The organism is Haloechinothrix alba, from assembly GCF_900188115.1.
In the GTDB taxonomy this organism is placed as follows: domain Bacteria; phylum Actinomycetota; class Actinomycetes; order Mycobacteriales; family Pseudonocardiaceae; genus Haloechinothrix; species Haloechinothrix alba.
The window spans coordinates 5,001-29,202 of record NZ_FZNW01000023.1; the positions used below are offsets into that span (position 1 = coordinate 5,001).

At 69.4% G+C, this 24,202-nt stretch carries 22 protein-coding genes (1 of these 22 running past the window's edge); 2 read left to right on the forward strand and 20 right to left on the reverse strand.

Features of this window, described 5'->3' with window-relative positions; translation table 11 throughout:
• The 11 genes from CHB84_RS19200 to argC form a co-directional block, all read right to left on the reverse strand.
• Window positions 1-1,418: the 5' portion of an acyl-CoA dehydrogenase family protein gene (locus CHB84_RS19200; protein WP_089303054.1), read on the reverse strand. 517 nt of this gene lie to the left of the window's left edge; 1,418 of the gene's 1,935 nt are visible here — the first part of the coding sequence; it begins with the start codon at window positions 1,416-1,418; its stop codon lies beyond the left edge, outside the window.
• Between the two features lie 218 nt (window positions 1,419-1,636).
• Window positions 1,637-2,908: a tyrosine--tRNA ligase gene (gene tyrS, locus CHB84_RS19205; protein ID WP_089303085.1), complete on the reverse strand. Its 1,272-nt coding sequence runs from the start codon at window positions 2,906-2,908 to the stop codon at window positions 1,637-1,639.
• 5 nt (window positions 2,909-2,913) lie between these two features.
• Window positions 2,914-3,591 (reverse strand): DNA-3-methyladenine glycosylase, encoded by a 678-nt coding sequence (locus CHB84_RS19210; RefSeq protein ID WP_089303055.1) that lies wholly within the window; start codon window positions 3,589-3,591, stop codon window positions 2,914-2,916.
• Window positions 3,588-5,033, reverse strand: coding sequence for an argininosuccinate lyase (argH, locus tag CHB84_RS19215; protein ID WP_089303086.1), 1,446 nt, complete (start codon window positions 5,031-5,033; stop codon window positions 3,588-3,590). Before argH ends, CHB84_RS19210 begins: the two co-directional genes overlap by 4 nt.
• A gap of 55 nt (window positions 5,034-5,088) precedes the next feature.
• Complete coding sequence (locus CHB84_RS19220) at window positions 5,089-6,285, reverse strand: argininosuccinate synthase (RefSeq protein ID WP_089303056.1); 1,197 nt, start codon at window positions 6,283-6,285, stop codon at window positions 5,089-5,091.
• A gap of 47 nt (window positions 6,286-6,332) precedes the next feature.
• Window positions 6,333-6,929 carry an arginine repressor gene (locus tag CHB84_RS19225; protein WP_089303057.1) on the reverse strand — a complete coding sequence of 199 codons (597 nt, stop codon included), beginning with the start codon at window positions 6,927-6,929 and terminating at the stop codon, window positions 6,333-6,335.
• A 13-nt stretch (window positions 6,930-6,942) separates the two neighbouring features.
• Window positions 6,943-7,866 (reverse strand): ornithine carbamoyltransferase, encoded by a 924-nt coding sequence (gene argF / locus CHB84_RS19230; protein ID WP_089303058.1) that lies wholly within the window; start codon window positions 7,864-7,866, stop codon window positions 6,943-6,945.
• On the reverse strand, window positions 7,866-9,053 hold the full coding sequence (locus CHB84_RS19235) for an acetylornithine transaminase (RefSeq protein ID WP_089303059.1): 1,188 nt from the start codon (window positions 9,051-9,053) through the stop codon (window positions 7,866-7,868). The genes argF and CHB84_RS19235 overlap by 1 nt, the downstream gene beginning before the upstream one ends.
• Window positions 9,053-9,979 carry an acetylglutamate kinase gene (argB, locus tag CHB84_RS19240; RefSeq protein WP_089303060.1) on the reverse strand — a complete coding sequence of 309 codons (927 nt, stop codon included), beginning with the start codon at window positions 9,977-9,979 and terminating at the stop codon, window positions 9,053-9,055. Before argB ends, CHB84_RS19235 begins: the two co-directional genes overlap by 1 nt.
• Window positions 9,976-11,181 carry a bifunctional glutamate N-acetyltransferase/amino-acid acetyltransferase ArgJ gene (argJ, locus tag CHB84_RS19245; RefSeq protein WP_089303061.1) on the reverse strand — a complete coding sequence of 402 codons (1,206 nt, stop codon included), beginning with the start codon at window positions 11,179-11,181 and terminating at the stop codon, window positions 9,976-9,978. Before argJ ends, argB begins: the two co-directional genes overlap by 4 nt.
• Window positions 11,182-11,198: 17 nt before the next feature.
• Entirely contained in the window at window positions 11,199-12,242 is a 1,044-nt protein-coding gene (gene argC / locus CHB84_RS19250; RefSeq protein ID WP_089303062.1) for an N-acetyl-gamma-glutamyl-phosphate reductase, read from the reverse strand.
• A gap of 178 nt (window positions 12,243-12,420) precedes the next feature.
• Between argC and CHB84_RS19255 the strand changes: the two genes are divergently transcribed.
• Window positions 12,421-12,915 carry a GNAT family N-acetyltransferase gene (locus tag CHB84_RS19255; RefSeq protein ID WP_089303063.1) on the forward strand — a complete coding sequence of 165 codons (495 nt, stop codon included), beginning with the start codon at window positions 12,421-12,423 and terminating at the stop codon, window positions 12,913-12,915.
• 154 nt (window positions 12,916-13,069) lie between these two features.
• Here CHB84_RS19255 and CHB84_RS19260 read toward each other — a convergent pair whose 3' ends face one another.
• From CHB84_RS19260 to infC, 7 genes are all read right to left on the reverse strand, one after another.
• Entirely contained in the window at window positions 13,070-14,023 is a 954-nt protein-coding gene (locus CHB84_RS19260; protein ID WP_245818849.1) for a type IV toxin-antitoxin system AbiEi family antitoxin, read from the reverse strand.
• Between the two features lie 164 nt (window positions 14,024-14,187).
• The gene (gene pheT, locus CHB84_RS19265) at window positions 14,188-16,728 is read right to left on the reverse strand and encodes a phenylalanine--tRNA ligase subunit beta (RefSeq protein ID WP_089303064.1); all 2,541 of its coding nucleotides are present in this window, start codon (window positions 16,726-16,728) and stop codon (window positions 14,188-14,190) included.
• The gene (gene pheS / locus CHB84_RS19270; RefSeq protein WP_089303065.1) at window positions 16,729-17,796 is read right to left on the reverse strand and encodes a phenylalanine--tRNA ligase subunit alpha; all 1,068 of its coding nucleotides are present in this window, start codon (window positions 17,794-17,796) and stop codon (window positions 16,729-16,731) included.
• Between the two features lie 68 nt (window positions 17,797-17,864).
• A complete protein-coding gene (locus tag CHB84_RS19275; RefSeq protein WP_089303088.1) occupies window positions 17,865-18,677 on the reverse strand; it encodes a TrmH family RNA methyltransferase in 813 nt (270 codons plus the stop codon).
• Window positions 18,678-18,708: 31 nt separating this feature from the next.
• Window positions 18,709-19,089, reverse strand: coding sequence for a 50S ribosomal protein L20 (gene rplT / locus CHB84_RS19280; RefSeq protein ID WP_089303066.1), 381 nt, complete (start codon window positions 19,087-19,089; stop codon window positions 18,709-18,711).
• A 76-nt stretch (window positions 19,090-19,165) separates the two neighbouring features.
• On the reverse strand, window positions 19,166-19,360 hold the full coding sequence (gene rpmI / locus CHB84_RS19285; protein WP_089303067.1) for a 50S ribosomal protein L35: 195 nt from the start codon (window positions 19,358-19,360) through the stop codon (window positions 19,166-19,168).
• A gap of 206 nt (window positions 19,361-19,566) precedes the next feature.
• Window positions 19,567-20,166: a translation initiation factor IF-3 gene (gene infC, locus CHB84_RS19290; RefSeq protein ID WP_089303068.1), complete on the reverse strand. Its 600-nt coding sequence runs from the start codon at window positions 20,164-20,166 to the stop codon at window positions 19,567-19,569.
• Window positions 20,167-20,410: 244 nt separating this feature from the next.
• Here infC and CHB84_RS19295 point away from each other — a divergent pair, with 244 nt between their 5' ends.
• A complete protein-coding gene (locus CHB84_RS19295) occupies window positions 20,411-20,812 on the forward strand; it encodes a DUF1844 domain-containing protein (protein ID WP_089303069.1) in 402 nt (133 codons plus the stop codon).
• Between the two features lie 12 nt (window positions 20,813-20,824).
• On the opposite strand, the gene CHB84_RS19300 is transcribed toward CHB84_RS19295, so the two are convergent.
• Window positions 20,825-21,283: an SRPBCC family protein gene (locus CHB84_RS19300; RefSeq protein WP_089303089.1), complete on the reverse strand. Its 459-nt coding sequence runs from the start codon at window positions 21,281-21,283 to the stop codon at window positions 20,825-20,827.
• Between the two features lie 62 nt (window positions 21,284-21,345).
• Window positions 21,346-24,201: an excinuclease ABC subunit UvrA gene (gene uvrA / locus CHB84_RS19305; RefSeq protein WP_089303070.1), complete on the reverse strand. Its 2,856-nt coding sequence runs from the start codon at window positions 24,199-24,201 to the stop codon at window positions 21,346-21,348.
• Window position 24,202 lies beyond the last annotated feature (1 nt).

Genomic DNA, 24,202 nt, shown 5'->3' on the forward strand with positions numbered 1-24,202 from the left:
GGCAGCCACTTGGCATAGAAGCCGCTCGCCCTGGCCGCGGCCTTGGCCTTGCTCTGCAGGTCCGACTCCGGGTCCGCGAGCTCGCCTGCCGCGCTGAGATGCGCGTCCACGGCCTCCCTCGCCACCAGCAGGTGCATGATCTCCGTCGACCCCTCGAAGATGCGGTTGATACGAAGATCACGGAACAGCTGCTCGACCGGTGCGGCCCGCTCGCCGCGTGCGGCGAGCGAGTCAGCGGTCTCGTATCCCCTGCCGCCGCGGATCTGTACCAGCTCGTCGGCGATCTGGCACGCCATCTCGCTGGCCCACAGCTTCGCGAGTGCCGCCTCGATACGGATGTCGTTGCGGTTCTCGTCACTCATCTGCGCGGAGAGGTCGAGCACGCTCTCCAGCGCGTAGGTGGTAGAGGCGATGAACGAGATCTTGCTGCCGACCGCGGAGTGCTCACCGACAGGCTTGCCCCACTGCACCCGCTCGGCCGACCACTCCCGCGCGATCTTGAGCGCCCACTTGCCGGCACCGGCGCACATCGCGGGTACGGACAGCCTGCCGGCGTTCAACGTACCCAGCGCGATCTTGAGACCGTCCCCCTCCTTACCGACCACGTTCTCCTTCGGTACCCGCACCTTGTTGAAGCGCGTCACACCGTTCTCGATCCCCCGCAGTCCCATGAAGGCGTTCCTGCGCTCGACGGTGATCCCCGGCGAATCGGCCTCCACGACGAACGCCGTCACCCCGCCTCGGCGCCCTTCGCTCTTGGGTACCCGTGCCATCACCACGAGCAGCTCGGCCACGACACCGTTCGTGGTCCAGAGCTTGACGCCGTCGAGCTCGTAGGCCTCGCCGTCCTCGGTCGGCACGGCAGACGCGGCGAGGCGAGCAGGGTCGGATCCCACATCCGGTTCGGTGAGCAGGAACGCCGAGACGGCACCCTTGGCGCAGCGGGGCAGGAAACGCTGCTTCTGCTCCTCGCTGCCTGCGAGCTTCAGGGGCTCGGGCACCCCGATCGACTGGTGCGCCGACAGCAGCACGCCAAGCGTCGAGTGCACCGAGCCCACCAGCATCAGCGCCTTGTTGTAGGCGACCTGGGACAGCCCGAGCCCCCCGTAGGATTCCGGGATCTTGATACCGAAACACCCGAGCTCGGCCAGCCCCTTGACGTACTCGTCCGGGATCCGGGACTCGCGCTCGATGAGCCCGCCGTCCAGCGTCCGGCAGTAGTCGCGTAGCTGCTGGAGGAACCGCTCGGACTTCGCGGTGGCGTCCGCGGTCGGCTGCGGGTACGGGTGAATCAGGTCGGTACGGAACTTCCCGAGAAACAGCTCCTTGGCGAACGACGGCTTCGTCCAGCCGCTCTCGCGCGCCTCCTCGGCGACCTCGCGTGCTTCCTGTTCGGTGACGTTCGCCTGCTGGACCACGGGTACCTCCTCGTCGACGGCTGGCAATAGTACTGGGTACGTGCGCGTGCCGCAGTACTGTGACGTACGTTACCCATCAGTAAGGTTACTGCAAAGCCCCCCGGCACCGACGATTCCTCGACGCTCGGCCGTGGGTCGACGAGCGAGGGCGAGCCGGGGGACCCCTCCGGTACATATCTGGTACCCGAGGAGTCCTTCGGCTCGCCCCGGACCGGCGGCTAGCGCACCTGGACACCCGCGAGGTTGCGCTTGCCCTTGCGTACCACCAGCCACCGGCCGTGCAGCGCGTCGGTGGAGCCCGGCTGCCACGTATCGTCGGTGACCTTGACGTTGTTCACATACGCCCCTCCGTCGGCGACGGTGCGGCGCGCGGCGCCCTTGCTCTGCACGAGGCCCGCCGCCAGGAGCAGTTCCACGATCGACGGCTCCTCGGCCAGCCGGACCTCCCCCGTCGGCACCTCGGCCATCACCGCGTCGAGCGTCCGCGCGTCGAGTTCGGCGAAGTCGCCCTTGCCGAACAGCGCGTTGCTGGCCGCGGTGACCTTACGGGTCTGTTCCGCCCCGTGCACGAGCGTCGTGAGCTCCTCGGCGAGCCTGCGCTGGGCGGCCCGTAGCTGCGGTTTGTCCGCCGTGAGCTGCTCGTACTCGGAGATTTCCTCGCGGGAGAGGAACGTGAGCATCTTGAGGTAGTCGATGACGTGCGAGTCGGGCGTGTTGACGAAGTACTGGTACCACGCGTACGGCGACGTCAGCTCCGGGTCGAGCCAGACGTTGCCACCGCCGGTGGACTTGCCGAGCTTCTGCCCCTCGGCATCGGTGACCAGCGGAGTCGTCAGCCCGTGCACGGCCGCGCCGTCGACCTTGCGGACGTACTCGACACCACCGACGATGTTTCCCCACTGGTCCGAGCCGCCGACCTGCAGCTTCGTGCCGTACCGCCGGTACAGCTGCAGGTAGTCGTAGGACTGCAGCAGCAGGTAGCTGAACTCCGTGTAGGACATCCCGTCCGAGGCCAGCCTCCTGCGCACGGTATCCCGCGCGAGCAGCACGTTCATCGAGAAGTGCTTGCCGACGTCGCGGAGGAAGTCCAGCGAGCCCAGGTCGCGGAACCAGTTGAGGTTGTTCTCCAGCACCGCGCCGGTCGGCGAGTCGTCGAAGGTCACGAGCTTCTCCAGCTGGACACCGATCGACGCCAGCCGCTCGGCCACGACGTCGGCGCTGACGAGGCTGCGCTCCCCTACCTCGCGCGGATCACCGATCTGGCCGGTCGCCCCGCCAGCGAGCAGCACGGGCCGGTGCCCGGCGCGTTGGAAGCGAGTGAGCGTGAGCAGCTGCACCAGGTGCCCCGCGTGCAGACTCTCGGCGGTCGGGTCGAAACCGGCGTACAGCGTGACGGGTCCGCTCGCGAGGTCGGCGTGCAGGGCCTGCCGATCGGTCGACTGCGTGATCAGACCACGCCAGGACAGCTCGTCAAGAATGTGCTCGCTCACGACACTCATCCTTCCAGCCTGCTCGTCGTCACCGAATCCGGGCCGTTCGCGCCGCGACGCCCGCCGGGGCGGTAACGCGAGACCGCCCGCGAGCTCGACAGCCAGGACCGCCACGGCACGTCCCCGGCTGCCGCGACTCCCACCCGGGGGCCGTGTTCGACCTCACCGGGCTCGGGCCGCTCGCCTGCACGCAACCGCACCGGCGAGTCCGCGGCAGTGAGATCGACACCGTTGTGTTCCCTGGTCAGCCCCAGCGCCGCGGTCAGGCGTGCCGGGCCACGCGCGAGGTCGCGTGCCGAACGCGCGGCCGGTCGACGTGCCGTGGCCAGGTCCTGCCCATCGGTGATCTCCGCCGCGCGCAGCAACACGGCCCCCGCCTGCCCGTCGCCGGCGCAGACCACGTTCGCGCAGAAGTGCAGACCGTAGACGAAGTAGACGTACAGGTGCCCGGCCGGTCCCCACATGACCGCGTTGCGCGCGGTCCTGCCCCGGTACGCGTGCGAGGCGGGGTCGTCCGTACCGCAGTAGGCCTCGACCTCGACGACGCGGGCCGCCACGGTCCCGTCCGCGCTCGTGGCCTCGAGCACGCTACCCAGCAGCACGGGGCACGCCGCTACGGGGTCGATGCCCAGATCGGCGCGCCCGAACCGGCGCCCACCGGCCGCCTGCCCGCCCCGGCTCACGAGTCACCGACCGCCCACGCGCGCGCCCCGGCCGACCGCCTGCGTACCCCGTCCAGCTGCTCGGCGACACGCGGCGGGGCGGTGCCGCCACGCGCGTCGCGGGAGGCGATCGACCCCGCCACCGTCAGCACCTCGCGGACCTCGGGCGTCAGCTGGGGATCGATCGCGCCGAGCTCCTCATCGGTGAGCTCGTCCAGCCCCGCCCCGTTGCGCTCCGCGACCCGCACGCATTCCCCGGAGATCTCGTGTGCCCTGCGGAACGCGACACCCTTGCGCACGAGCCACTCGGCGATGTCGGTCGCCAGGGTGAACCCGGCGGGTGCCAGCTCGGCCATCCGCTCGGTGTGGAAGGCCATCGTGTCGATCATGCCTGCGATCGCGGGCAGCAGCAGCTCCAGCTGCTCGACCGAGTCGAACAGCGGTTCCTTGTCCTCCTGCAGGTCCCGGTTGTAGGCCAGCGTCTGCGCCTTCAGCGTGGCGAGCAGGCCGCTGAGGTTGCCGATGAGCCTGCCGGCCTTGCCCCTGGTGAGCTCGGCGACGTCGGGGTTCTTCTTCTGCGGCATGATGGAGCTGCCGGTCGCCCACGCGTCGTCCAGCGTGACGTACCCGAACTCGGCCGTGTTCCAGATGATCACTTCCTCGGCGATACGCGACAGGTTCACCCCCAGCATCGCCACCGCGAAGGCGAACTCGGCGGCGAAGTCCCTGCTTGCGACACCGTCGATGGAGTTGTCGACGGCGCGCGCGAACCCGAGCTCGGTGGCCACGGCGTCCGGGTCGAGGTCGAGCGAGGAGCCTGCGAGCGCCCCGGAACCGTACGGGGACTCGTCCGTCCTGCGGTCCCAGTCGCGTAGCCGGTCCACGTCACGCAACAGTGCCTGCGCGTGTGCGAGAAGGTGATGTGCCAGCAGCACCGGCTGCGCGTGCTGGAGATGGGTACGGCCGGGCAGTACCGCGTCCGGGTGCCGTTCCGCCTGGGCGGTCAGGGCGTCGACGACAGCGAGGGTGCCCTGCGCGACGCCGCGTGCGGCGTCGCGCAGCCACATGCGCATCTGCGTGGCCACCTGGTCGTTGCGTGACCGGCCCGCGCGCAGCTTGCCGCCGAGGTCGGAGCCCGCACGCTCCAGCAGGCCACGTTCCAGCGCGGTGTGCACGTCCTCGTCGGCGACCGTCGGGGTGAACGTCCCGCTGACCACATCGGACTCGAGCTGGTCCAGCGCTGCGAGCAACCCCGTCAGCTCCCCCTCGGTCAGCAGCCCCGCCGAGCGCAGCACCCGCGCGTGCGCGCGCGAGCCCGCGATGTCGTGCCTGGCGAGCCGCCAGTCGAAATGCGTTGACGCGCTCAGCGCCGCCATCGCCTCAGCCGGGCCGCTCGCGAACCGGCCGCCCCACAGCTGGACCGGACCCACCTCGCCCGACTCCGTCGAACCGGACCCTGTCACCTGCTCACTCCCGTTCTCGCGGTCGATACCTGCGGCCACAGCGTGTGACCTGGCATCACGCCTGGTCCCGCCGCGCCGCGATCTTGCTGGGCAGACCCCACAGGTGCACGAAGCCCTTGGCCTGCGACTGGTCGAACGAGTCGCCCTCGTCGTAGGTAGCCAGGTTGAAGTCGTACAGCGACTGCGCGCTGCGACGCCCGTTCACCGTGGCCGAGCCGCCGTGCAGCACCATGCGGATGTCGCCGGTCACGTGCTGCTGGGTGCTCGCGATGAAGTCGTCCAGCGCGTACTTCAACGGGGAGAACCACAGGCCGTCGTAGACGAGCTCACCCCAGCGCTGCTCGACCTGGCGCTTGAAGCGCGCGAGGTCGCGCTCCACCGTGACCGCCTCCAGCTCCTGGTGTGCGGTGATCAGCGCGATCGCACCAGGGGCCTCGTAGACCTCCCGGCTCTTGATCCCGACCAGCCGGTCCTCGACCATGTCGAGCCTGCCGACACCGTGCTCCCCGGCACGCTTGTTGAGCTGCTCGATCGCCTCGAGCACCGTCACCGGCGTGCCGTCGATCGCCACCGGAACGCCCCGCTCGAAGCTGATGACCACCTCGTCCGGCTTGCCGGCGTTCAGCGAGGGATCCGAGGTGTAGGAGTAGACGTCCTTGGTCGGCGCGTTCCAGAGGTCCTCGAGGAAGCCGGTCTCCACGGCGCGACCGAACACGTTCTGGTCGACCGAGAACGGCGAGGACTTGGTGACGTCGATCGGCAGGTCCCGCTGCTCGGCGTAGGCGATCGCCTTCTCCCGCGTCCAGGCGAAGTCCCGCACCGGAGCGATGACCTCCAGGTCCGGCGCGAGCGCGCCGATACCGACCTCGAACCGGACCTGGTCGTTGCCCTTGCCGGTGCAGCCGTGCGCCACGGTGCTCGCCCCGTGCTGCTTGGCGGCGTCCACAAGGTGTTTGACGATCAGCGGCCGCGACAGCGCGGACACCAGGGGGTAGCGATCCATGTAGAGCGCATTGGCCTGCACGGCGGGCAGGCAGTACTGCTCGGTGAACTCCTGGCGCACATCGGCGACGACCGCCTCGGCCGCCCCGCAGTCCAGCGCGCGCTTGCGGATCGTCTCCAGGTCCTCGCCGCCCTGGCCGACGTCCGCGGCCACCGCTATTACCTCGGCACCGGTCTCCTCGGCGATCCATCCGATCGCGACCGAGGTGTCGAGCCCACCCGAGTAGGCGAGCACCACACGCTTCGTCATCGACTGTCCTCCTCGCGTCTCGTTGCGCTGCGCGTGTCGTGGTTGTCTCACGCGCGCTTCGCTGATTCCGCATCAGCGTCGTTCGTGTCCTGCCCGGAGCCCGCATCGGCGTCGTCCGAGCCTGTCGCGGTCCTCGCGAGCGCCCTGAAGCGTTCGGCCAGGTCAGCTCCCCGTAGCGGCTCCCGCGCGATCACCATGACCGTGTCGTCCCCGGCGATCGTCCCGACGACCTCGTACAACGCTGCCCTATCGATCGCGCTGGCCAGGAACTGGGCCGCCCCCGGCGGCGTACGCAGCACCACGAGGTTCGCGGACCCCTCCGCCGAGACGAGCAGCTCGCTGAGCAGCCGGGACAGCCGGGTCGTCCCGCCTTGCACGCCCTTGACCGGGCTCCCGTCCTCGGGAATGACGTAGACCGGGGCGCCACCGTCGGCGCCGCGTAGCTTCACGGCCCCGAGCTCGTCCAGGTCCCTGGACAGCGTAGCCTGCGTGACCTCGATGCCCTCCGCGACGAGCATCCGAGCGAGCTCGGACTGGCTGCGGATTCCCATGCTGGACACGAGCTCGGCGATGCGCGCCTGGCGCGCGGCACGGGTGATCGCATGCCCGGTGGCCGGGCCCGCCCGGTGATCGGCCTCACTCATCCCATGCAGCCTCCTACCTTCCGAGCAACCACACGAGCAGCGCCTTCTGCGCGTGGAGACGGTTCTCCGCCTCGTCCCACACGGCGCTGGCCGGCCCGTCGATGACCTCGTCGGTGATCTCCCACCCGCGATGGGCAGGCAGGTCGTGCAGCACGATCGTGTCGTCCTTGCCGGTCCTGCCCAGCAGCTGCGTACTCACCTGGAAGGGCCGGAACGGTCCCACCCTGTCCTTGCCGTCGGTCTCCTGTCCCATGGACGTCCACGAGTCGGTGGCGAGTACATCGGCGCCGTCCACCGCCTCGACCGGGTCGCTGAACACACCGACCGAGCCGCCGGTCTCCGCGGCGCGCCGCCGTACCAGGTCGAGCACCCACGGCATCGGATGGAACCCCTCCGGCGCGGCGATCCGCACGTGCAGGCCCGCGGTCACCCCGCCGAGCAACAGCGAGTGGGCCATGTTGTTCGCACCGTCGCCGAGGTAGGTCAGTGTCAGCCCGGCCAGGGTGCCCTTGCGTTGCCGGATCGTCTGCAGGTCGGCGAGCACCTGGCAGGGGTGGAACTCGTCGGTGAGCGCGTTGATCACGGGCACCCGCGAGACGCCTGCGAAGGAGTCCATGCGCGCCTGCGCGAACGTCCGCCACACCACGGCGTCGGCGTAGCCGGACAGCACGCGCGCGGTGTCCTCGAGCGTCTCTTCGCGACCGAGCTGCATCGCGCGCCCGTCCACCACCATGGCATGACCGCCCAGCTGGGCGACGCCTGCCTCGAACGAGAATCGGGTGCGCGTGGAGTTCTTCTCGAAGATCACCGCTACCAGGCGGGGCCCGGAGAGCGCGTCGCTGCCGAGCGGGTCGGCCTTCAACTGGTCGGCCAGGTCGAGAACGGCGTTCTGCTCGGCGGGATCCAGGTCGTCATCCCGGAGAAAGTGTCGTGGCATCACACGTCCTTCGAAGCGTCGTCGAGAATCTGCGGCAGGTCGGACACGAACCGGTGCGCGTCCTCGGCGGCCAGCACCAGCGGCGGCGCCAGCCGCAGCGTGTCCGGTGTGACCGGGTTGACCAGGTAGCCTGCCCGCCGCGCCGCACCGGCGACCGCGGCGGAGGGCTGCTCGCGCAGCGCGACGCCGAGCAGCAGCCCCGCACCGCGCACCCCTGCGATCGACGGGTGCCGCAACGCCTCGACGCTCGCGGCGATGTCCTTGCCCACGGTGCGGGCGTGCTCGGCGAGCGACTCGGACTCGATGGTGCGCAGCACGGCAAGGCCCGCGGCACAGCACACCGGGTTCCCGCCGAACGTCACGCCGTGCTGGCCCGGCTGCAGCAGGTCGGCCGCACCGCCGACGCCGATCACCGCACCCAGCGGAAGCCCCCCGCCAAGGCCCTTGGCGAGGGTGACTACGTCGGGCACGATCCCCGCCTGCTGGAACGCGAACCAGCTCCCTGTCCGGCCGATGCCGGTCTGGACCTCGTCGAGCACCAGCAGCGCACCGTGCTGTTCGGTAATCTCCCGCGCGGCCCGCAGGTACCCGTCGGGGGCAGGGATCACGCCGGCCTCGCCCTGGATGGGCTCGACGAAGACCGCGGCGGTGTCACTGTCGACGGCCGCGCGCAGCGCGTCGATATCGCCGAACGGCACGTGGCCGATGCCGGGAACGAGCGGTGCGAAGGGTTCCTGCTTGGCGGGCTGCCCGGTCAGGGTCAGGGCGCCCATGGTGCGGCCGTGGAACCCGGACTCGCAGGCGACGACGGAGCCGCGCCCGGTCAGCCTGCTGATCTTCAACGCGACCTCGTTGGCTTCGGAGCCGGAGTTGACGAGGAGCACCTTGCCGTCGCCCGCCAAGCCCGCCACCTCGAGCAACGTCTCGGACAGCTCAAGCGCCACCGGGTTGGCGACCAGGTTCGAGGTGTGCCCGAGCGTGGCGATCTGGCGGCTCACCGCGTCGACGACCGCGGGGTGCGCGTGCCCGAGGGCGTTCACCGCGATACCGGCCAGCAGGTCGAGGTAGGCGTTGCCATCGGCGTCCCACACCCGGGTGCCCTCCCCGCGCACCACCTCGATCGGTGGGGTGCCGTAGTTGTTCACCAACGCCGACTCCCACCGGAGCCGGGCCTGCTCGTTGGTCATCACGCACCCTCCCCGGGCTCCTCGGCCAGCACCATCGTCCCGATCCCGCTCGAGGTGAACACCTCCAGCAACACCGAGTGCGCCAACCTGCCGTCGATCACGTGCGCTCGCGGCACCCCACCCCGGACGGCGCGGACGCAGGCCTCCATCTTCGGGATCATGCCGCTGTCCAGGCCAGGGAGCATGTCCTCGAGCCGGTCCACGCCCACCTGGTCGACGAGTGAGGCGCGGTCCGGCCAGTCGGCGTACAGACCCTCCACATCGGTCAGGACAACCAGCTTCTCCGCCTGCAACGCGGCGGCGAGTGCCCCCGCGGCTGTGTCGGCGTTGACGTTGTGCACGACGCCGTCCGCGTCGGGGGCGACCGTCGAGACAACGGGTATCCGGCCGGCGTTCATGATGTCCAGCACCGCGTCCGGGTCGACGTCCGAGACCTCGCCGACCAGTCCGATGTCGACGGACTCACCATCCACGGTGGCGTGCTTGCGGGAGGCGGTGAACAGCCTCGCGTCCTCGCCGGAGATACCGACGGCATAGGGACCGTAGGCGTTGATCAGGCCGACGAGCTCCCGGCTGACCTGCCCGGTCAGCACCATACGGACGACGTCCATCGTCTCCGGCGTGGTCACACGCAGCCCGCCGCGGAACTCCCCCTCCATGCCGAGCCTGGTCAGCATCGAGGTGATCTGCGGACCACCGCCGTGCACGACGACCGGTTTGAGCCCCGCGAGCCGCAGGAAGACCATGTCCTGCGCGAACGCCTCTTTGAGGGTGTCGTCGACCATGGCGTTGCCGCCGTACTTCAACACCACGCAGGCGCCGTGGAACCGCTGCAGCCACGGCAGTGCCTCGATCAGCACGCCCGCCTTCTCCGCCGCGGTGGCCAGACGCTCGTCCGCGGAGATCTTCCGCTCGGTAGAACTCATGAGGAGTACGCGCTGTTCTCTTCGACGTAGCCGTGGGACAGGTCGGTGCTGTAGATGGTCGCCTGGTCGGTACCGGCACCGAGATCGATCGTGATCTCGATCCGCGCTCCGGACAGGTCGGCCTCCGAGCGGTCCCGGCTCGCGAGCCCGTCCCGCATCAACTCGACGCCGTTCACGGTGATGCCGAGCCGGTCCGGGTCGGCGGCGAACTGGCTGCGGCCTACCGCCATCGCGATACGGCCCCAGTTGGGGTCCGAGCCGAACAGGGCCGTCTTGACCAGGTTGTCCTCGGCCACCGTCCGGCCGACCTGGATCGCGTCCGTCTCGCTCGGCGCTCCCCGAACGGTAATGTCGACCAGCTTCGTCGCACCCTCCGAGTCGGCCTGCAGCTGCCGTACGAGGCTCAGCGATACGTCCGAGAGCAGGTTGGTGAATTCCTCGACGGACGGCACGATCCCGCTCGCTCCGGAGGACAGCAGGAGCACCGTGTCGTTGGTGGACGTGCCCCCGTCGACGTCCAGGCGGTCGAACGTGACGCGACACGCCGCACGCAGCACGGTGTCGAGGGCCTCTCCGCCGAGGACGGCGTCGGTCGTGATCACCGAAAGCATGGTCGCCATGTCGGGCGCGAGCATGCCGGCACCCTTGGCGAATCCACCGATGGACCACCCGTCGGCGTGCGTCACGGCCGCCTGCTTGGGCCTGCTGTCGGTGGTCAGCACGGCGGTGGCCGCGTCGATCGCCGCGGAGGAGCTCGCCGACAGCGACGCGGCGCACGCATCGATTCCCGGCAGCACAGCCTGCATCGGTAGGCGCTCGCCGATCAGCCCCGTGGAACACACCGCGACATCGATCGCTCCGGTCCCGAGCACCTCGGCGACCTTCTCGGCCGTGGCGTGCGTGTCCTGGAAGCCGGGTGGACCCGTGGCGGCGTTCGCGCTCCCGGAGTTGAGTACCACCGCGCGCAGCCTGCGCTCGGTAAGCACCTGCCTCGACCACAGCACGGGGGCGGCCTTGAGCACGTTGCGGGTGAACACACCGGCCGCGTCGGCGTTGGGGCCGTCGTTGACGACCAGCGCCAGGTCCGGTTTGCCGCCACCCTTGATCCCGGCGGGAACCCCGGCTGCGCGGAACCCACGCGCGACGGTCACGCCTCCGGAATCATCGACTCCGTCCACGCTCACCGGCGTGAGGCCGCCCATCGTTCCTCCTCCCGCGTTCACGGCGCGACCCCCGCGACAGGCAGGCCGACCGTCTCCTCCAGGCCGAGTGCGAGGTTCATGCACTGCACCGCCCCGCCTGCCGTGCCCTTCGTGAGGTTGTCGATCGCGCCGATCACCACGAGCGCCCGCGCATCGGGGTCCACTGTGACCTGCAACTGGACATGGTTGGAGCCGAGCGTGGCCGCCGTGGCGGGCCAGGATCCCTCCGGAAGCACCCGCACGAACGGCTCGTCCTTGTACGCATCCTCGTACACCGACCGCGCCGTCGCCGCGTCCACCTCACCCCGGAGGGGGGCTGTCGCTGTGGTCAGGATGCCGCGCGGCATCGGCGCCAGTACCGGGGTGAACGAGACGCCGACGGCATCTCCGGCCGCCGCGCCGAGGTTCTGCACGAACTCGGGTGTGTGCCTGTGCGCACCTCCCACGCCGTACGCGCTCGTCGAACCCATCACCTCGGAGCCGAGCAGGTGTGGCTTCAGGCTCTTACCGGCCCCTGACGTCCCGGTGATCGAGGTGACCGTGACGTGGCGCTCGACGAGACCGGCGCGCAGCGCGGGGGCCAGCGCCAGCGAGCCCCCTGTGGGGTAGCAGCCGGGCACCGCCACCCGACCGGCGCCGCGGAGCCGGTCTCGCTGCCTGATGTCCCCGGCGAGCGGGAGCTCGGGCAGGCCGTAGGGCCACGCGCCCGGGTGGGTCCCGCCGTACCACCGCTGCCACGCGGCCGGGTCGGTCAGCCGGTGATCGGCCCCCATGTCGATCACCACGGTGCCCTCGCCGAGACTGCCTGCCAGCTCGGCGGAGTGCCCGTGCGGCAGTGCAAGGAAGACCACGTCGTGGCCGGCCAGCACGTCGGCGCGCGTCTCCCCGAGGCTCCGGTCGGCGAGCGGAACCAGATGCGGATGGTGCTCACCGAGAAGGGACCCTGCGTTCCCGCCTGCCGTGAGCGCACCGATCCGCACGTCCGGATGAGTCAGCAGCAGGCGCAGGAGCTCACCTCCCGCGTACCCACTGGCCCCGGCCACAGCCACATCGATCGCCATGCGAATGATTATGCATCACCCTGCAACATCACTCAACTTGGGGGTGGGGGCCGAATGTCACGTTCGGCTCCTTAGAAGGAACCAAGGTCACCTTGGGCTCCCCTCGTTCCGGGGATCCGCACCCGCACGACCGGGGAGTCGCGGAAAATTTCCTGGACGAGCGTGCCATGCTGATGCCATGGGTACCAGCCTTGCCGAGATAGATGTGCGGCACACCGCTGCCGACAGCCCCGAGGCCGCCGAGCTGTTGCGCGAGTACGTCACCGAGCTGGTGCGGCGACTCCAGGGCAGCGAGCCCAGCAGCGCGGAGGTCGACGCGGCACAGGCGGAACAGCCGAACGACGACCTCACCCCGCCCGACGGCGCGTTCCTGCTGGCGTACACCGCCGGACGGGCAGCGGGCTGCGCCGGCGTCCGTCGCCTGGACACGCACACGTGGGAGCTCAAGCGCATGTTCGTCCGCCCGTCGAGCCGCGGGCTCGGTGTCGGCCGCCGCCTGCTCGAGGTCGCCGAGGAGCACGCCCGTGAGTCCGGCGCCGAGACCATGGTTCTGGATACGCGCAGCGACCTGATCGAGGCTCGCACGCTGTACGCCGCGCACGGCTACGTCGAGGTCAGCGACTACAACGGCTCTGTCTACGCCGACCACTGGTTCGCCAAACTCCTCACCTGACGTCACCCACCACCGGGATCAACTCCCCGGGCCGGCACGCCGCACGAGCCCGCGCCCGGGCCGCGCCGTCGCCGGAGTGGGGAGCCCGATGTCACGTTCGGCTCCATAGAAGAACCCAATGTCACCTTGGGCTCCCTCCCCGCACCGGAACCGCTCACCGCCGGTCGACGTACACGTCCGGCGCGGGGCATCGCGCGGCGTGCTCGTAGGCTGCCCGCAGCTCCGCGATCACCGCACCTGGTTCGCTGCGCAACCGCGCTGGAAGGGTGTGCAGTACGACGATCCCGGCGCCGGTCATGGCGGCATGGCGTTCCAGCGTTCGCGCGTAGTCCGCCGGGCTGAGGTGCCACTGGTACGAGTCGATCTCCCACGCCAGGCCGACGTCGCCGAACCACGCGTCGGGCACGAGCGGCGTGCCACGGCCGGGCAGCCGCACGCGCACGTTCCACTCCGGCTGCGGCAGGTGGGCCCTCGCGACCAGCCGAACGGCATCCGCCTCGGGAACGGAACGCGCACCGCGTGTGATGGCTCGCAGGACGGCACGCGGCAGCGCCGACCCCCGGTCGGATCCCGCTTCGAGCTCGGTGGACAGTCGCCGGGGCGTGGTCAGTCCACGCTGTACCGACTCGGCGAGCACGGCCTCGACGGCATCCTTGCCCGACATGCGGCGTGCCGCATCGAGAACCGCCCGAGTCACCTCGGCTGTAGGGACACCGTCCCGGTATACGACGCGGGGCATCCGCGTCGTTCGCTCGACGAGGACATACCCGCAGGAGTTGGGTTGGGCACCGTGCGGGACGAGCAAGTGCACCTGGTCGGTCTCCGGAGCATGCCGGAGACCGTGCAACCGGGATGCGCTCGCGCCGCTGACGATGGCCTCCGCTCCCCCGTAGCGCAGTGCCGCGCACAGGCGCTGCCGCCGGGTCGGGGCTCCGTTACGGAGCATGATGACCCCGGGCAGCACCCGGCTCCACGGACCGCCGGCTCGCGTGCGCGCCCAGATCATCTTTTGCGTGACGCCGAGCGTATGCAGCTCGTGCCGCGTGAGAATGTCGTGCTCCGCGGCTGAGGCTACGGCGTCCCAGTCGACAGCTGATCGGCGAGGCATGCCTGCACGATGCCGACGCTGTGCCAGGCCGCACCAGCACATCCTGTGTCTCCTGTGGAGCACCGGCACGATGTGGACAACCCGGATGGGAGCCGAAGGTGACCTTGGTTCCTTCTAGGGAGCCAAACGTGACATTCGGCTCTCACCCCACGGGGGTGCGGGGGTTACTGGCGCAGGGTGGCGCCGCACTGTTCGGCCGTCGCGGCGATGGCGGCATCGCGGGCCTCGGTGGCCTCCTCTGCCGTCAGTGTGCGGTCCGGTGCGCGGAACCGCAGGCTGTAGGCCAGCGACCGGTTACCCGCACCCACCTGCTCGCCGGTGTAGACATCGAACAGTGCCACGTCCTCGAGCAGCTCACCGCCCCCGCTGCGCAGCGCAGCAGCCACGTCCGCGGACGGGACCTCCGCGTCGACCACCAGTGCCACGTCCATCAGCACCGGCGGGTACGGCGAGAGCTCCGGCGCGGGCCGCCTGCGCCGCATCGGCACCGCATCGAGGTCCAGCTCCATGGCTACCGTGCGCCTGGGCAAGCCCATGGCCTCGAGAACCTTCGGGTGCAACTCACCAGCATGCCCCACGCAGGTGCCCTCGACACGCAGCTCGGCACAGCGACCCGGATGCCACGGCATCATCTCGGCCGAACGCACATCCAGCTCGGCCCCGGCGGCCGCCGCTACGGTACGCGCCGCCTCGACGGCGTCGCTCCAGGTCGCGGGCTCGCCGCGTCCCCACCATCCGGTACGCATGCGCTGACCGGTGAGTACCACGGCCACGTGCAGTGGCTGATCCGGGACGGCCTGTTCCAGGGCATCGACCTCGGCATCGCTGGGGCGCTGGCGCACACCGGGATCCGGCGCGGACGGCTCCCCGGGTGTCGGCGCGACGATCTGACCGATGTGGAACAGCGAGAGGTCCCGGAAACCCCGCGAGATGTTGCGGTGCACGGTCTCCAGCAGTCCCGGCAGCAACGTCGTCGCGAGCTGGTCCTTCTCCGCCTCCAGAGGGTTGAGTACCCGCACCGCGTCTCGCCGCGGATCGTCGGCTGCCAGGCCGAAGTCGTCCCACACCGAGGCCGCCGTGAACGGGAACGGCAACACCTCGACGTAGCCGGACTCGGCCAGTGCCCGCGATACGGCCCTACGCCTGCGCTGAACCTCGGTCAGACCGGTACCCGCCGACGCCGCGGGCAACTCGGACGGGATGCTGTCGTAGCCTTCCAGCCGGAGGACTTCCTCGACCAGGTCGGCAGGCTGGTTCAGATCCGCACGCCAGCTGGGCGGCTCCGCGGTGACCTCGGCGGTCCCATCGTCGCCGGTACCGATGCTGACCTTGCATCCGATCTGGGTCAGGCGCCGGGCGGTCACACCCCGCGCGTAGCGCACACCGGCCGTGCGATCGGGCAGATCGATCGGCATGGTGACCGCTTGGCCGGGGATGGCCTCACCCTCGTCGGTACGCCCTCGCTCGATCGTGCCGCCACCGTACTGCTGCAGCAACGTAGCGGCCAGCTCGACGGCCACGGGAGGAAGGGCCGGGTCGGTGAAACGCTCGAACCGTTTCGCCGCCTCGGAGAACAGCCGGTGCCGCCGCGCTGTCCTGCTGATCGACGCCGGGTCCCAGTGCGCGCCTTCGAGCAGCACGTCGGTGCTGCTGTCACTGATCTCGGTGCTGGCTCCGCCCATGGTGCCCGCAAGGGACACCACACCCGTGTCGTCGGCGATGACCATGTCGTCCGGGTCGAGCTCGCGCTCCACCTCGTCCAGCGTGGTGAGGGTCTCGCCGTGCTTGGCACGGCGCACGACCAGACCGCCGCTGACGCTGGCCGTGTCGAAGGCGTGCAGCGGCTGGCCGAGCTCGAGCATCACGTAGTTGGTGACGTCGACCGCCAGCGAGATCGGCCGCATGCCTGCCAGCATCAACCTGCGCCGCAGCCACCACGGCGACACCGCACGGGTGTCCACACCGCTCAGTCGCCGGAGCACGAAGCGGCTACAACCGTCGCGATCCTCGATGCGCACCGGCCAGGCGTCCTCGCTGACCTGTTCCAGCTCGCGCACACCCGGGTCGCCGAAGGGAGCCCCGTAGGCGCAGGCGAGCTCGCGCGCCAGCCCGCGGATCGACATCGCATGCCCCATGTCGGGCGTCGGCTCCACGTCCAGTACCGCGTCGTCCAACCCGAGGGTCGTCCGCGCGTCGTCGCCCGGCAGGGCACTGCCCGGGTCGAGAACCAGGATGCCGGAGTGGTCGTCACCGAGGCCGAGCTCGCGGGCCGAGCACATCATGCCTTCACTGACGTGACCGTACGTCTTGCGCTCGCTGATCGTGAACTCGCCCGGCAGCACCGTGCCGGGCAGCGCGACGGCGACGAGGGCGCCCTCGGCGAAGTTGGTAGCGCCGGCCACGATCCCCCGCGTTCGCTGCTCCTCGTCGTAGCTGCGTTCGGTGACGGCGAAACCGAGACTCGTGTTGGTCTCGGGCTCGGACCCACCGGTATCGACCTTGCAGTACCGGATCGGCTTGGCGAACTCGGTCAGCTCGGTGATCTCGGTGACCCTGCCGACCACCAACTCGCCACGCACGGCATCGAGCGAGTGCACGTCCTCGACCTCGATTCCGACCCCCAGCAAGGCATCGGTCAGTTCCTGCGCACCGATGCCCTCACTCAGCTCGAGATGCTCGGTCAGCCAGCTGACGGGAACTCGCACTCACGCCTCCGTTCCGAAAGGCAGGGTGAACCTGATGTCACCTTCGACCATGTCGCGCATATCCGGGATGCCGTTGCGGAACTGCAGGGTGCGCTCCAACCCCATACCGAACGCGAACCCGGAGTACACGCCGGTGTCGACCCCGCACGCGCGGAGCACGTGGGGATTGACCATGCCGCAACCACCCCACTCGACCCAGCCAGGGCCGCCCTTGCGTTCCTCGAACCAGACGTCGACCTCCGCGGACGGCTCGGTGAACGGGAAGAAGTGCGGCCGCAGCCTGGTCACCGCGCTCTCCCCGAACATCGCGCGCGCGAACGCGTCCAGCGTCCCCTTCAGGTGGGCCATCGTGATGCCCTTGTCCACCGCCAGCCCTTCGACCTGGTGGAACACGGGCGTGTGGGTGGCGTCGAGCTCGTCGGTCCGGTAGGTCCGACCTGGACAGACCACATACACCGGCGGCGCGGTATGCAGCAGTGTGCGCGCCTGCACCGGCGAGGTATGGGTTCGCAACACCAGCCCGGAGTCCTCCGGGGCGATGTAGAAGGTGTCCTGCATCAGGCGGGCCGGGTGGTCCTTGCCGAAGTTCAACGCATCGAAGTTGAACCACTCGGCTTCCAGCTCCGGGCCCTCGGCGACCTCGTACCCCATCCCGACGAACACGTCACCGATGCGCTCGGCCAGGGTCGTCATCGGGTGGCGCGCGCCGCGCGGCACCCGGTCCCACGGCAACGTGACGTCCACGGCCTCCTCACGCAGCACGCGACGGTCGCGCTCCTCCGCAAGCACCGCGTGGCGCTCGTCGTAGGCGCTCTGTATGGCGGCTCGCGCGGCGTTGACCCGCTTGCCGGCCTCGGCCTTCTGCTCGGAGGGCAGTGACCCGATCATGCGGCGGGCGCGCAGCACGGGCGCCTGCTCGCCGAGATGAGCCGGTTTGACCGACGCCAGCTCATCCAGATCCGAAGCCCCCGTGAACGCTGCCTCGGCCTCGGCCACCGCAGCGTTGAGGCTCTCCTCGGCAAGCACCGAATCCGGCTCGCTGCCCTGCGTCTCGTCTGCTCCTGGCATAGCCCTCGACTCACAACTCCTCGATACTGCCGCGCAACTACCCCAGATCGTGCCGTACGGCACGCCCGCTAGTCGGACCGGCCCTCCTGTCGGCGCGCCATCGCACTGGAGTACAGGCAAACGGTCGCCGCGCTCGCCAGGTTCAGGCTCTCCGCCCCGCCGTAGATCGGCACACGCACCGCCTCGTCCGCAGCCGCCACGGTGTGCCCGTCGAGGCCGTGCGCCTCGCTGCCGAACAGCCACGCCGTCGGGCGCCCCAGCCGGGCGCTCCGCTGGTAGCCGACCAGGTCCTGCTGCGCCTTGCCATCCGCAGCCACCGTCGTCAGGCCTGCCGTCCGGCATGCAGCCAGCACGTCCTCGAGTCGCTCGGCCCGGGCGATCGGCACGTGGAACACGCTACCCGCCGAGGCCCGCACGCTCTTGCCGTTGTGCACATCGACGGAGTCACCGAGGAAGACCACCGCGTCGGCTCCCGCCGCGTCAGCGGTGCGGACGACGGTGCCGGCGTTGCCGGGGTCGGTCACCCCGACCAGGACGGCGACGAGGTGCGCCTGCCCGGCCAGCGCGGCAGGCAACGGCACGTCCACCGAGTCGCACACGGCCACGAGCCCCTGCGGGGTGACTGTCTCGGACAGCAGCTCGCCTGCCCGTTCGGTGACCATCGACACCGTGACGCCACCGTCGCGGGCGCGCCGGAGCAGTGTGCCGTTCCGCTGTGCGGCTGCCGGGGCGACGAAGAGCTCGTGAACCCGGTGCGCCGAGGCCAGTGCCTCGCCCACAGCCTGGGCGCCCTCTGCCAGAAAGCGGCCGGCTTTGCTCCGGCCGGACCGCGTGGTCAGGCGCCGGGCAGCAGCAACCCGAGGCGTCTTGTGCGTGAACACCTCAGGTTGCTGATCGGCCGGCACCGGACGCTCACGCGGGCTTCTTGGCTTCCTGCGGGTCCGCCTGCTTCTTGGCGACGTCGACGAGCGCGGCGAACGCGGCCTCGTCGTGCACCGCGAGCTCGGCGAGGTTCTTCCGGTCGACCTCGACACCCGCGGACTTGAGCCCCTGGATGAGCCTGTTGTACGTGATCCCGTTCTGCCTGGCTGCCGCGTTGATACGCGTGATCCAGATCTGCCGGAAGTCGCCCTTACGGGCCTTGCGGTCCCGGTAGGCGTAGTTGAATGAGTGGAGCGTCTGCTCCTTTGCCCTGCGATACAGCCGCGAACGCTGTCCCCGGTACCCCTTGGCCCGTTCGAGAGTTGCGCGACGCTTCTTCTGGGCGTTCACTGCCCGCTTGACGCGTGCCACGAATCCATCCTGTCGATCGGGGGACGGTCTCCCGCCCCGGCGGTTTCGTTCCGGTCTGTGATGTTCGGCGAGGCCCTCAGCGGCGAAGCAGTCGCCGGACCATCCGGGTGTCGCTCGGGGCTACTTCGGCCGTCCCCTCGAGACGCCGCGAGACGCGGTTCGACTTCTTCTCCATGAGGTGCCTGCGGCCGGCCTTCTGGCGGCGGAGCTTGCCACTGCCGGTGACCTTGATCCGCTTCTTCGTGCCACTGTGGGTCTTCTGCTTCGGCATCCGTTCCTCTTTCCTGTCCAACACACGAACGCATACGTGTGTTGCACTCGTGTAGGAGCTGCCCCGCGCCGGCACGTGGCCGTTCCGGCCACTCCGGCCCACATTCGGCGGGGCCGTGGGGAGACTGTCAGCCTCCCGGTCAGGTCGATTCCCGGCCGCGCGAGGAGCCCCGCGTCACCGCGACGTTCCCGCGACCGTCCTCTCCCCTACGGCGTGGCTGTGCTGTTCTTGTTCGACTTACTCTTCGCCTTGGCGTTCTTGTGCGGAGCCAACACCATGATCATGTTGCGGCCGTCCTGTTTCGGGGACGACTCCACGAACGCGATGTCGGACACATCCTCGGCCAGGCGCTCGAGCAAGCGGAAACCGAGCTCCGGTCGCGATTGCTCCCTGCCCCGGAACATGATCGTGACCTTGACCTTGTGTCCCTGACCGAGGAAGCGGGACACATGGCCCTTCTTCGTCTCGTAGTCGTGCGGGTCGATCTTCGGCCGGAGCTTCTGCTCCTTGATCACGGTCGCCTGCTGGTTACGGCGCGACTCACGGGCCTTCTGCGCACTCTCGTACTTGTACTTGCCGTAGTCCATGAGTTTCGCGACCGGCGGCCGCGCCTGGGGGGCGACCTCTACGAGGTCGAGGTCCGCTTCATCGGCGAGCCGTAACGCATCTTCGATACGGACGATACCGACCTGCTCGCCGTTGGGTCCGACGAGGCGGACTTCAGGAACGCGAATGCGCTCATTGATGCGCGCGTCAGAGCTGATGAGGCCTCCTTGGTCCGAGCATTGCCTGCGCTGTACAGACACGGATGTGTCTTGGTTGTCGTTGTCTCCCGGGCCCCAAATACTTCAGGCCCCACTACCGTCCAGCGGCATGTGGGGCCCTCATCCGATCGACATCCGTGACAACGCACGAATGCCTCCGTGAGTTCCCTCGGGAACTCACGTGACCGGACCCGGACGCCTGGGACGGCGACGCGGGTGGGAGCGGGGCTCCACTTGCTCACCCCCGATTACTCGGGAGCTGGTCGCGCATGGAAGGGTATCAGACGTGGTTGACAGCAACACCGAACAGCCCCGGTTTTCCTCCGAATGGCAGAACCCGGGCGAACGTGACCTGGCTGACATTCCCAGCGTCGAGGTGATCAGTCGCGCCGCCGTCATGCTGCTGTCCGCCTCGGCAGAACGCCTCGGTCTCGCCGACGAGGACCCGGAGAACAGCCCGTACCGCGACCTCGACGAGGCACGGCGTTTGATCACGGCACTGGCCGGGCTGGTCACGGCTTCCGCCGAGTATCTCGGTGCGCACGCCGGCCCGCTGCGGGAGGGTTTGCAGTCGCTGCAGCGCGCCTTCCGGGAAGCCTCCGTCGTGCCGGACGAGCCGGGTCAGGGTCCTGGTGAGAAGTACACCGGCCGCGTGCCGGCACGCCCCGCCAACGACAGCGGTGCCTGACACGGCGCTGCACTACGACCCGGTGTGACCGTCGGCGAGATAGGCGCGCAAGCCGCGCCTGCCACGCAACATCATGGCGGTGTGGTTCGCGCGGTACAGCGGGCCGAGAGCGCGCTCCGCACGCCGCAGCAGCGACCTGCGGATCTCGACAGCCTGGTACACCTCGACCCGGGCGCCGTGCCCGTCGGGTGCCACGCGGCAACGACAGAAACCCTCCAGGTCCCCGGTGAGGTCGACTCGCAGGTGGCCGGAGCGCCGGTCCTCGTCGGCACGATGCAACCGCAGGTCCAGCGAGTACGGCAGGAGTGCCCGGCACATCACCCGCGCGGTGTCGTCGTCGAGCCGCACGACGGAGCGCACGTCCCGCCACCACCGCGGGTAGGACGCGAGATCGGCGAGCGCGGTGAACACCTCGCCGGCCGGCGCGTCGAGCCTCCAGATGTTGCGGAACCGGTACGTGGGGGAAGACACCTGCCAGCGTACCGGGTGCGGCGCGGCGGCTCGGCCTCGCCGCCCGTGGCCCGCGCGGGACATCACCCGAGAATCGGCTCGAGGAACTGCCCGGTATAGCTCGCGTCGGTGGCCGCGACGTCTTCCGGCGACCCCTCTGCAACGACCGCGCCTCCCCCAGCGCCGCCCTCGGGCCCCATGTCGATGATCCAGTCCGCGGTCTTGATCACATCCAGGTTGTGCTCGATCACGATCACCGTGTTGCCCTTGTCCACCAACCCGTTGATCACCCCGAGGAGCTTGCGGATGTCCTCGAAGTGCAGCCCGGTCGTCGGCTCGTCGAGGACGTACATGGTCTTGCCGGTGGATCGCTTCTGCAGCTCCGCGGCGAGCTTCACTCGCTGAGCCTCACCGCCGGACAGCGTCGGCGCCGGTTGGCCGAGCCGCACGTAGCCGAGACCGACGTCGACCAGGGTCTTCAAGTGCCGGTGCACCGCCTTGATCGGCTCGAAGAACTCCGCGGCCTCCTCGATGGGCATATCGAGAACCTCGGCGACCGTCTTGCCCTTGTAGTGCACCTCGAGAGTCTCCCGGTTGTACCGGGCGCCCTTGCACACCTCGCACGGTACGTACACGTCCGGCAGGAAGTTCATCTCGATCTTGATCGTGCCGTCGCCCGCACACGCCTCACAGCGGCCGCCCTTGACGTTGAACGAGAACCGGCCCGGCTGGTAGCCGCGCACCTTCGCTTCCGTGGTCGCCGCGAACAGCTTCCGGATGTGGTCCCACACCCCCGTGTAAGTGGCCGGGTTCGACCGCGGTGTTCGCCCGATGGGCGACTGGTCCACCTGCACCAACTTGTCCACGTGATCGAGCCCGCGCACCCTGGTATGCCTGCCGGGCACCTGGCGGGCTCCGTTGAGCTTGTTCTGCAGCACCCGCGCCAGGATCTCGTTGACCAGTGTGGACTTGCCCGATCCGGAGACCCCGGCGACCGTGATCAGGCACCCCAGCGGGAACGACACGTCGATACCGCGGAGGTTGTGCTCGCGCGCGCCGACGACGGTCACCTGCCGCTTGCTGTCGCGTTTCCTGCGCGAGGCCGGAACCGGGATCTCCTTGCGGTCGGCGAGGTAGTCGCCGGTTACGGAGTCCTGGTTGGACAGCAGATCGGCGACGGGCCCGCTGTGCACGATCTTGCCGCCGTGCTCGCCCGCGCCAGGGCCGAAGTCGACCACCCAGTCGCTCGAGCGGATCGTGTCCTCGTCGTGCTCGACGACGATCAGCGTGTTACCGAGGCTGCGCAACCTGCTCAGCGTATCGATGAGCCGGTGGTTGTCACGCTGGTGCAGCCCGATCGACGGCTCGTCCAGCACGTACAGCACACCCACGAGGCCCGAGCCGATCTGCGTGGCCAGCCGGATACGCTGCGCCTCGCCACCGGACAACGTGCCGGCACCCCGGTCGAGCGAGAGGTAGTGCAACCCGACGTCCAGCAGGAACCGCAAACGTGCCCGGATCTCCTTGAGCACCGCGGCGGCGATCATGGCCTCTCGCTCACCGAGCACGAGATCGTTCAGGAACTCCTCCGCGTCGGCCACCGACAGCGCACACAGCTCCGCGATCGACAGCGCGCCCCAGCTGGCGTGGCTGAGTGTGACGGCGAGGATCTCCGGCTTCAGGCGCGCACCCTGGCAGGCAGGGCATGGCACCTCCCGCATGTAGCCCTCGTAGCGCTCCCGCATGTAGTCCGACTCGGTCTGCTCCCGTCGCCGTTCGAGGAACGGGATGACCCCCTCGAAGGTCGCGTAGTACGAACGCCTCCGCCCGTAACGGTTGCGGTAGCTGACGTGTACCTGCTCATCGACGCCGTGCAGCACGGCCTTCTGCACCTTGCCGGGCAACGAACGCCACCGGGTGTCCATCCGGAAGCCCATGGCCTCCGACAGCGAGGTCAGCAGCCGCTGGAAGTACTCGGCGTTGTGCCCGGACGCCCACGGCGCCACCGCCCCCTCCGCAAGCGAGAGCTCGTCGTCCGGCACCACCAACTCGGGGTCGACCTCCTTGCGGACGCCGATACCGGTGCACTCGGGGCACGCCCCGTACGGGGAGTTGAACGAGAACGAACGCGGCTCGAGGTCCTCGACCGCGAGCGGGTGGCCGTTCGGGCACGCCAGATGCTCCGAAAAGCCCCTGACCCGGTGCGGGTCGTTCTCCGGAAGGTCGACGAACTCCAGCTCGACGAGGCCGTTGGCCAGCTGCAGCGCGGTCTCGACCGAGTCGGTGAGTCGCTGCTTCGCGCCCGCCTTGACCGCCAACCTGTCGACGACCACACCGATGTCGTGCTTCTCCTGCTTTTTCAGCTTCGGCGGGTCGGTGAGGGGGTGCACGGCACCGTCCACGTGTACCCGGGAGAAGCCCTGTTGTTGCAGGTTGGAGAACAGGTCGACGTACTCGCCCTTGCGGCCGCGCACCACGGGGGCGAGCACCTGGAAGCGAGTCCCCTGCTCCATGTCGAGCACCTGGTCGACGATCTGTTGCGGGGTCTGCCTGCTGATGCGCTCACCGCAGCGGGGGCAGTGCGGCGAGCCGGCCCTTGCGTAGAGCAGCCGGAGGTAGTCGTAGACCTCGGTGATGGTGCCCACCGTCGAGCGCGGGTTGCGCGAAGTGGACTTCTGGTCGATCGACACCGCCGGGGACAGGCCCTCGATGAAGTCGACGTCCGGCTTGTCCATCTGCCCGAGGAACTGGCGCGCGTAGGCCGACAGCGACTCCACGTACCTGCGCTGCCCTTCGGCGAAGATGGTGTCGAATGCGAGGCTCGACTTGCCCGAGCCGGACAGCCCGGTGAATACGATCAGGCTGTCCCGTGGGAGGTCGACGTCGACGCTGTCGAGGTTGTGCTCGCGCGCACCACGAACCACAAGATGATCGGACACA

Bases quoted from the DNA above. Each gene is read 5' to 3' on its own strand.
- argF (WP_089303058.1), bottom strand. From the start codon at position 7,866: ATGCCACGACACTTTCTCCGGGATGACGACCTGGATCCCGCCGAGCAG.
- argB (WP_089303060.1), bottom strand. From the start codon at position 9,979: ATGAGTTCTACCGAGCGGAAGATCTCCGCGGACGAGCGTCTGGCCACC.
- argC (WP_089303062.1), bottom strand. From the start codon at position 12,242: ATGGCGATCGATGTGGCTGTGGCCGGGGCCAGTGGGTACGCGGGAGGT.
- CHB84_RS19235 (WP_089303059.1), bottom strand. From the start codon at position 9,053: ATGACCAACGAGCAGGCCCGGCTCCGGTGGGAGTCGGCGTTGGTGAAC.
- pheS (WP_089303065.1), bottom strand. From the start codon at position 17,796: ATGCCAGGAGCAGACGAGACGCAGGGCAGCGAGCCGGATTCGGTGCTT.
- CHB84_RS19220 (WP_089303056.1), bottom strand. From the start codon at position 6,285: ATGACGAAGCGTGTGGTGCTCGCCTACTCGGGTGGGCTCGACACCTCG.
- CHB84_RS19260 (WP_245818849.1), bottom strand. From the start codon at position 14,023: ATGCCTCGCCGATCAGCTGTCGACTGGGACGCCGTAGCCTCAGCCGCG.
- argJ (WP_089303061.1), bottom strand. From the start codon at position 11,181: ATGGGCGGCCTCACGCCGGTGAGCGTGGACGGAGTCGATGATTCCGGA.
- rpmI (WP_089303067.1), bottom strand. From the start codon at position 19,360: ATGCCGAAGCAGAAGACCCACAGTGGCACGAAGAAGCGGATCAAGGTC.
- CHB84_RS19225 (WP_089303057.1), bottom strand. From the start codon at position 6,929: ATGAGTGAGGCCGATCACCGGGCGGGCCCGGCCACCGGGCATGCGATC.
- CHB84_RS19255 (WP_089303063.1), top strand. From the start codon at position 12,421: ATGGGTACCAGCCTTGCCGAGATAGATGTGCGGCACACCGCTGCCGAC.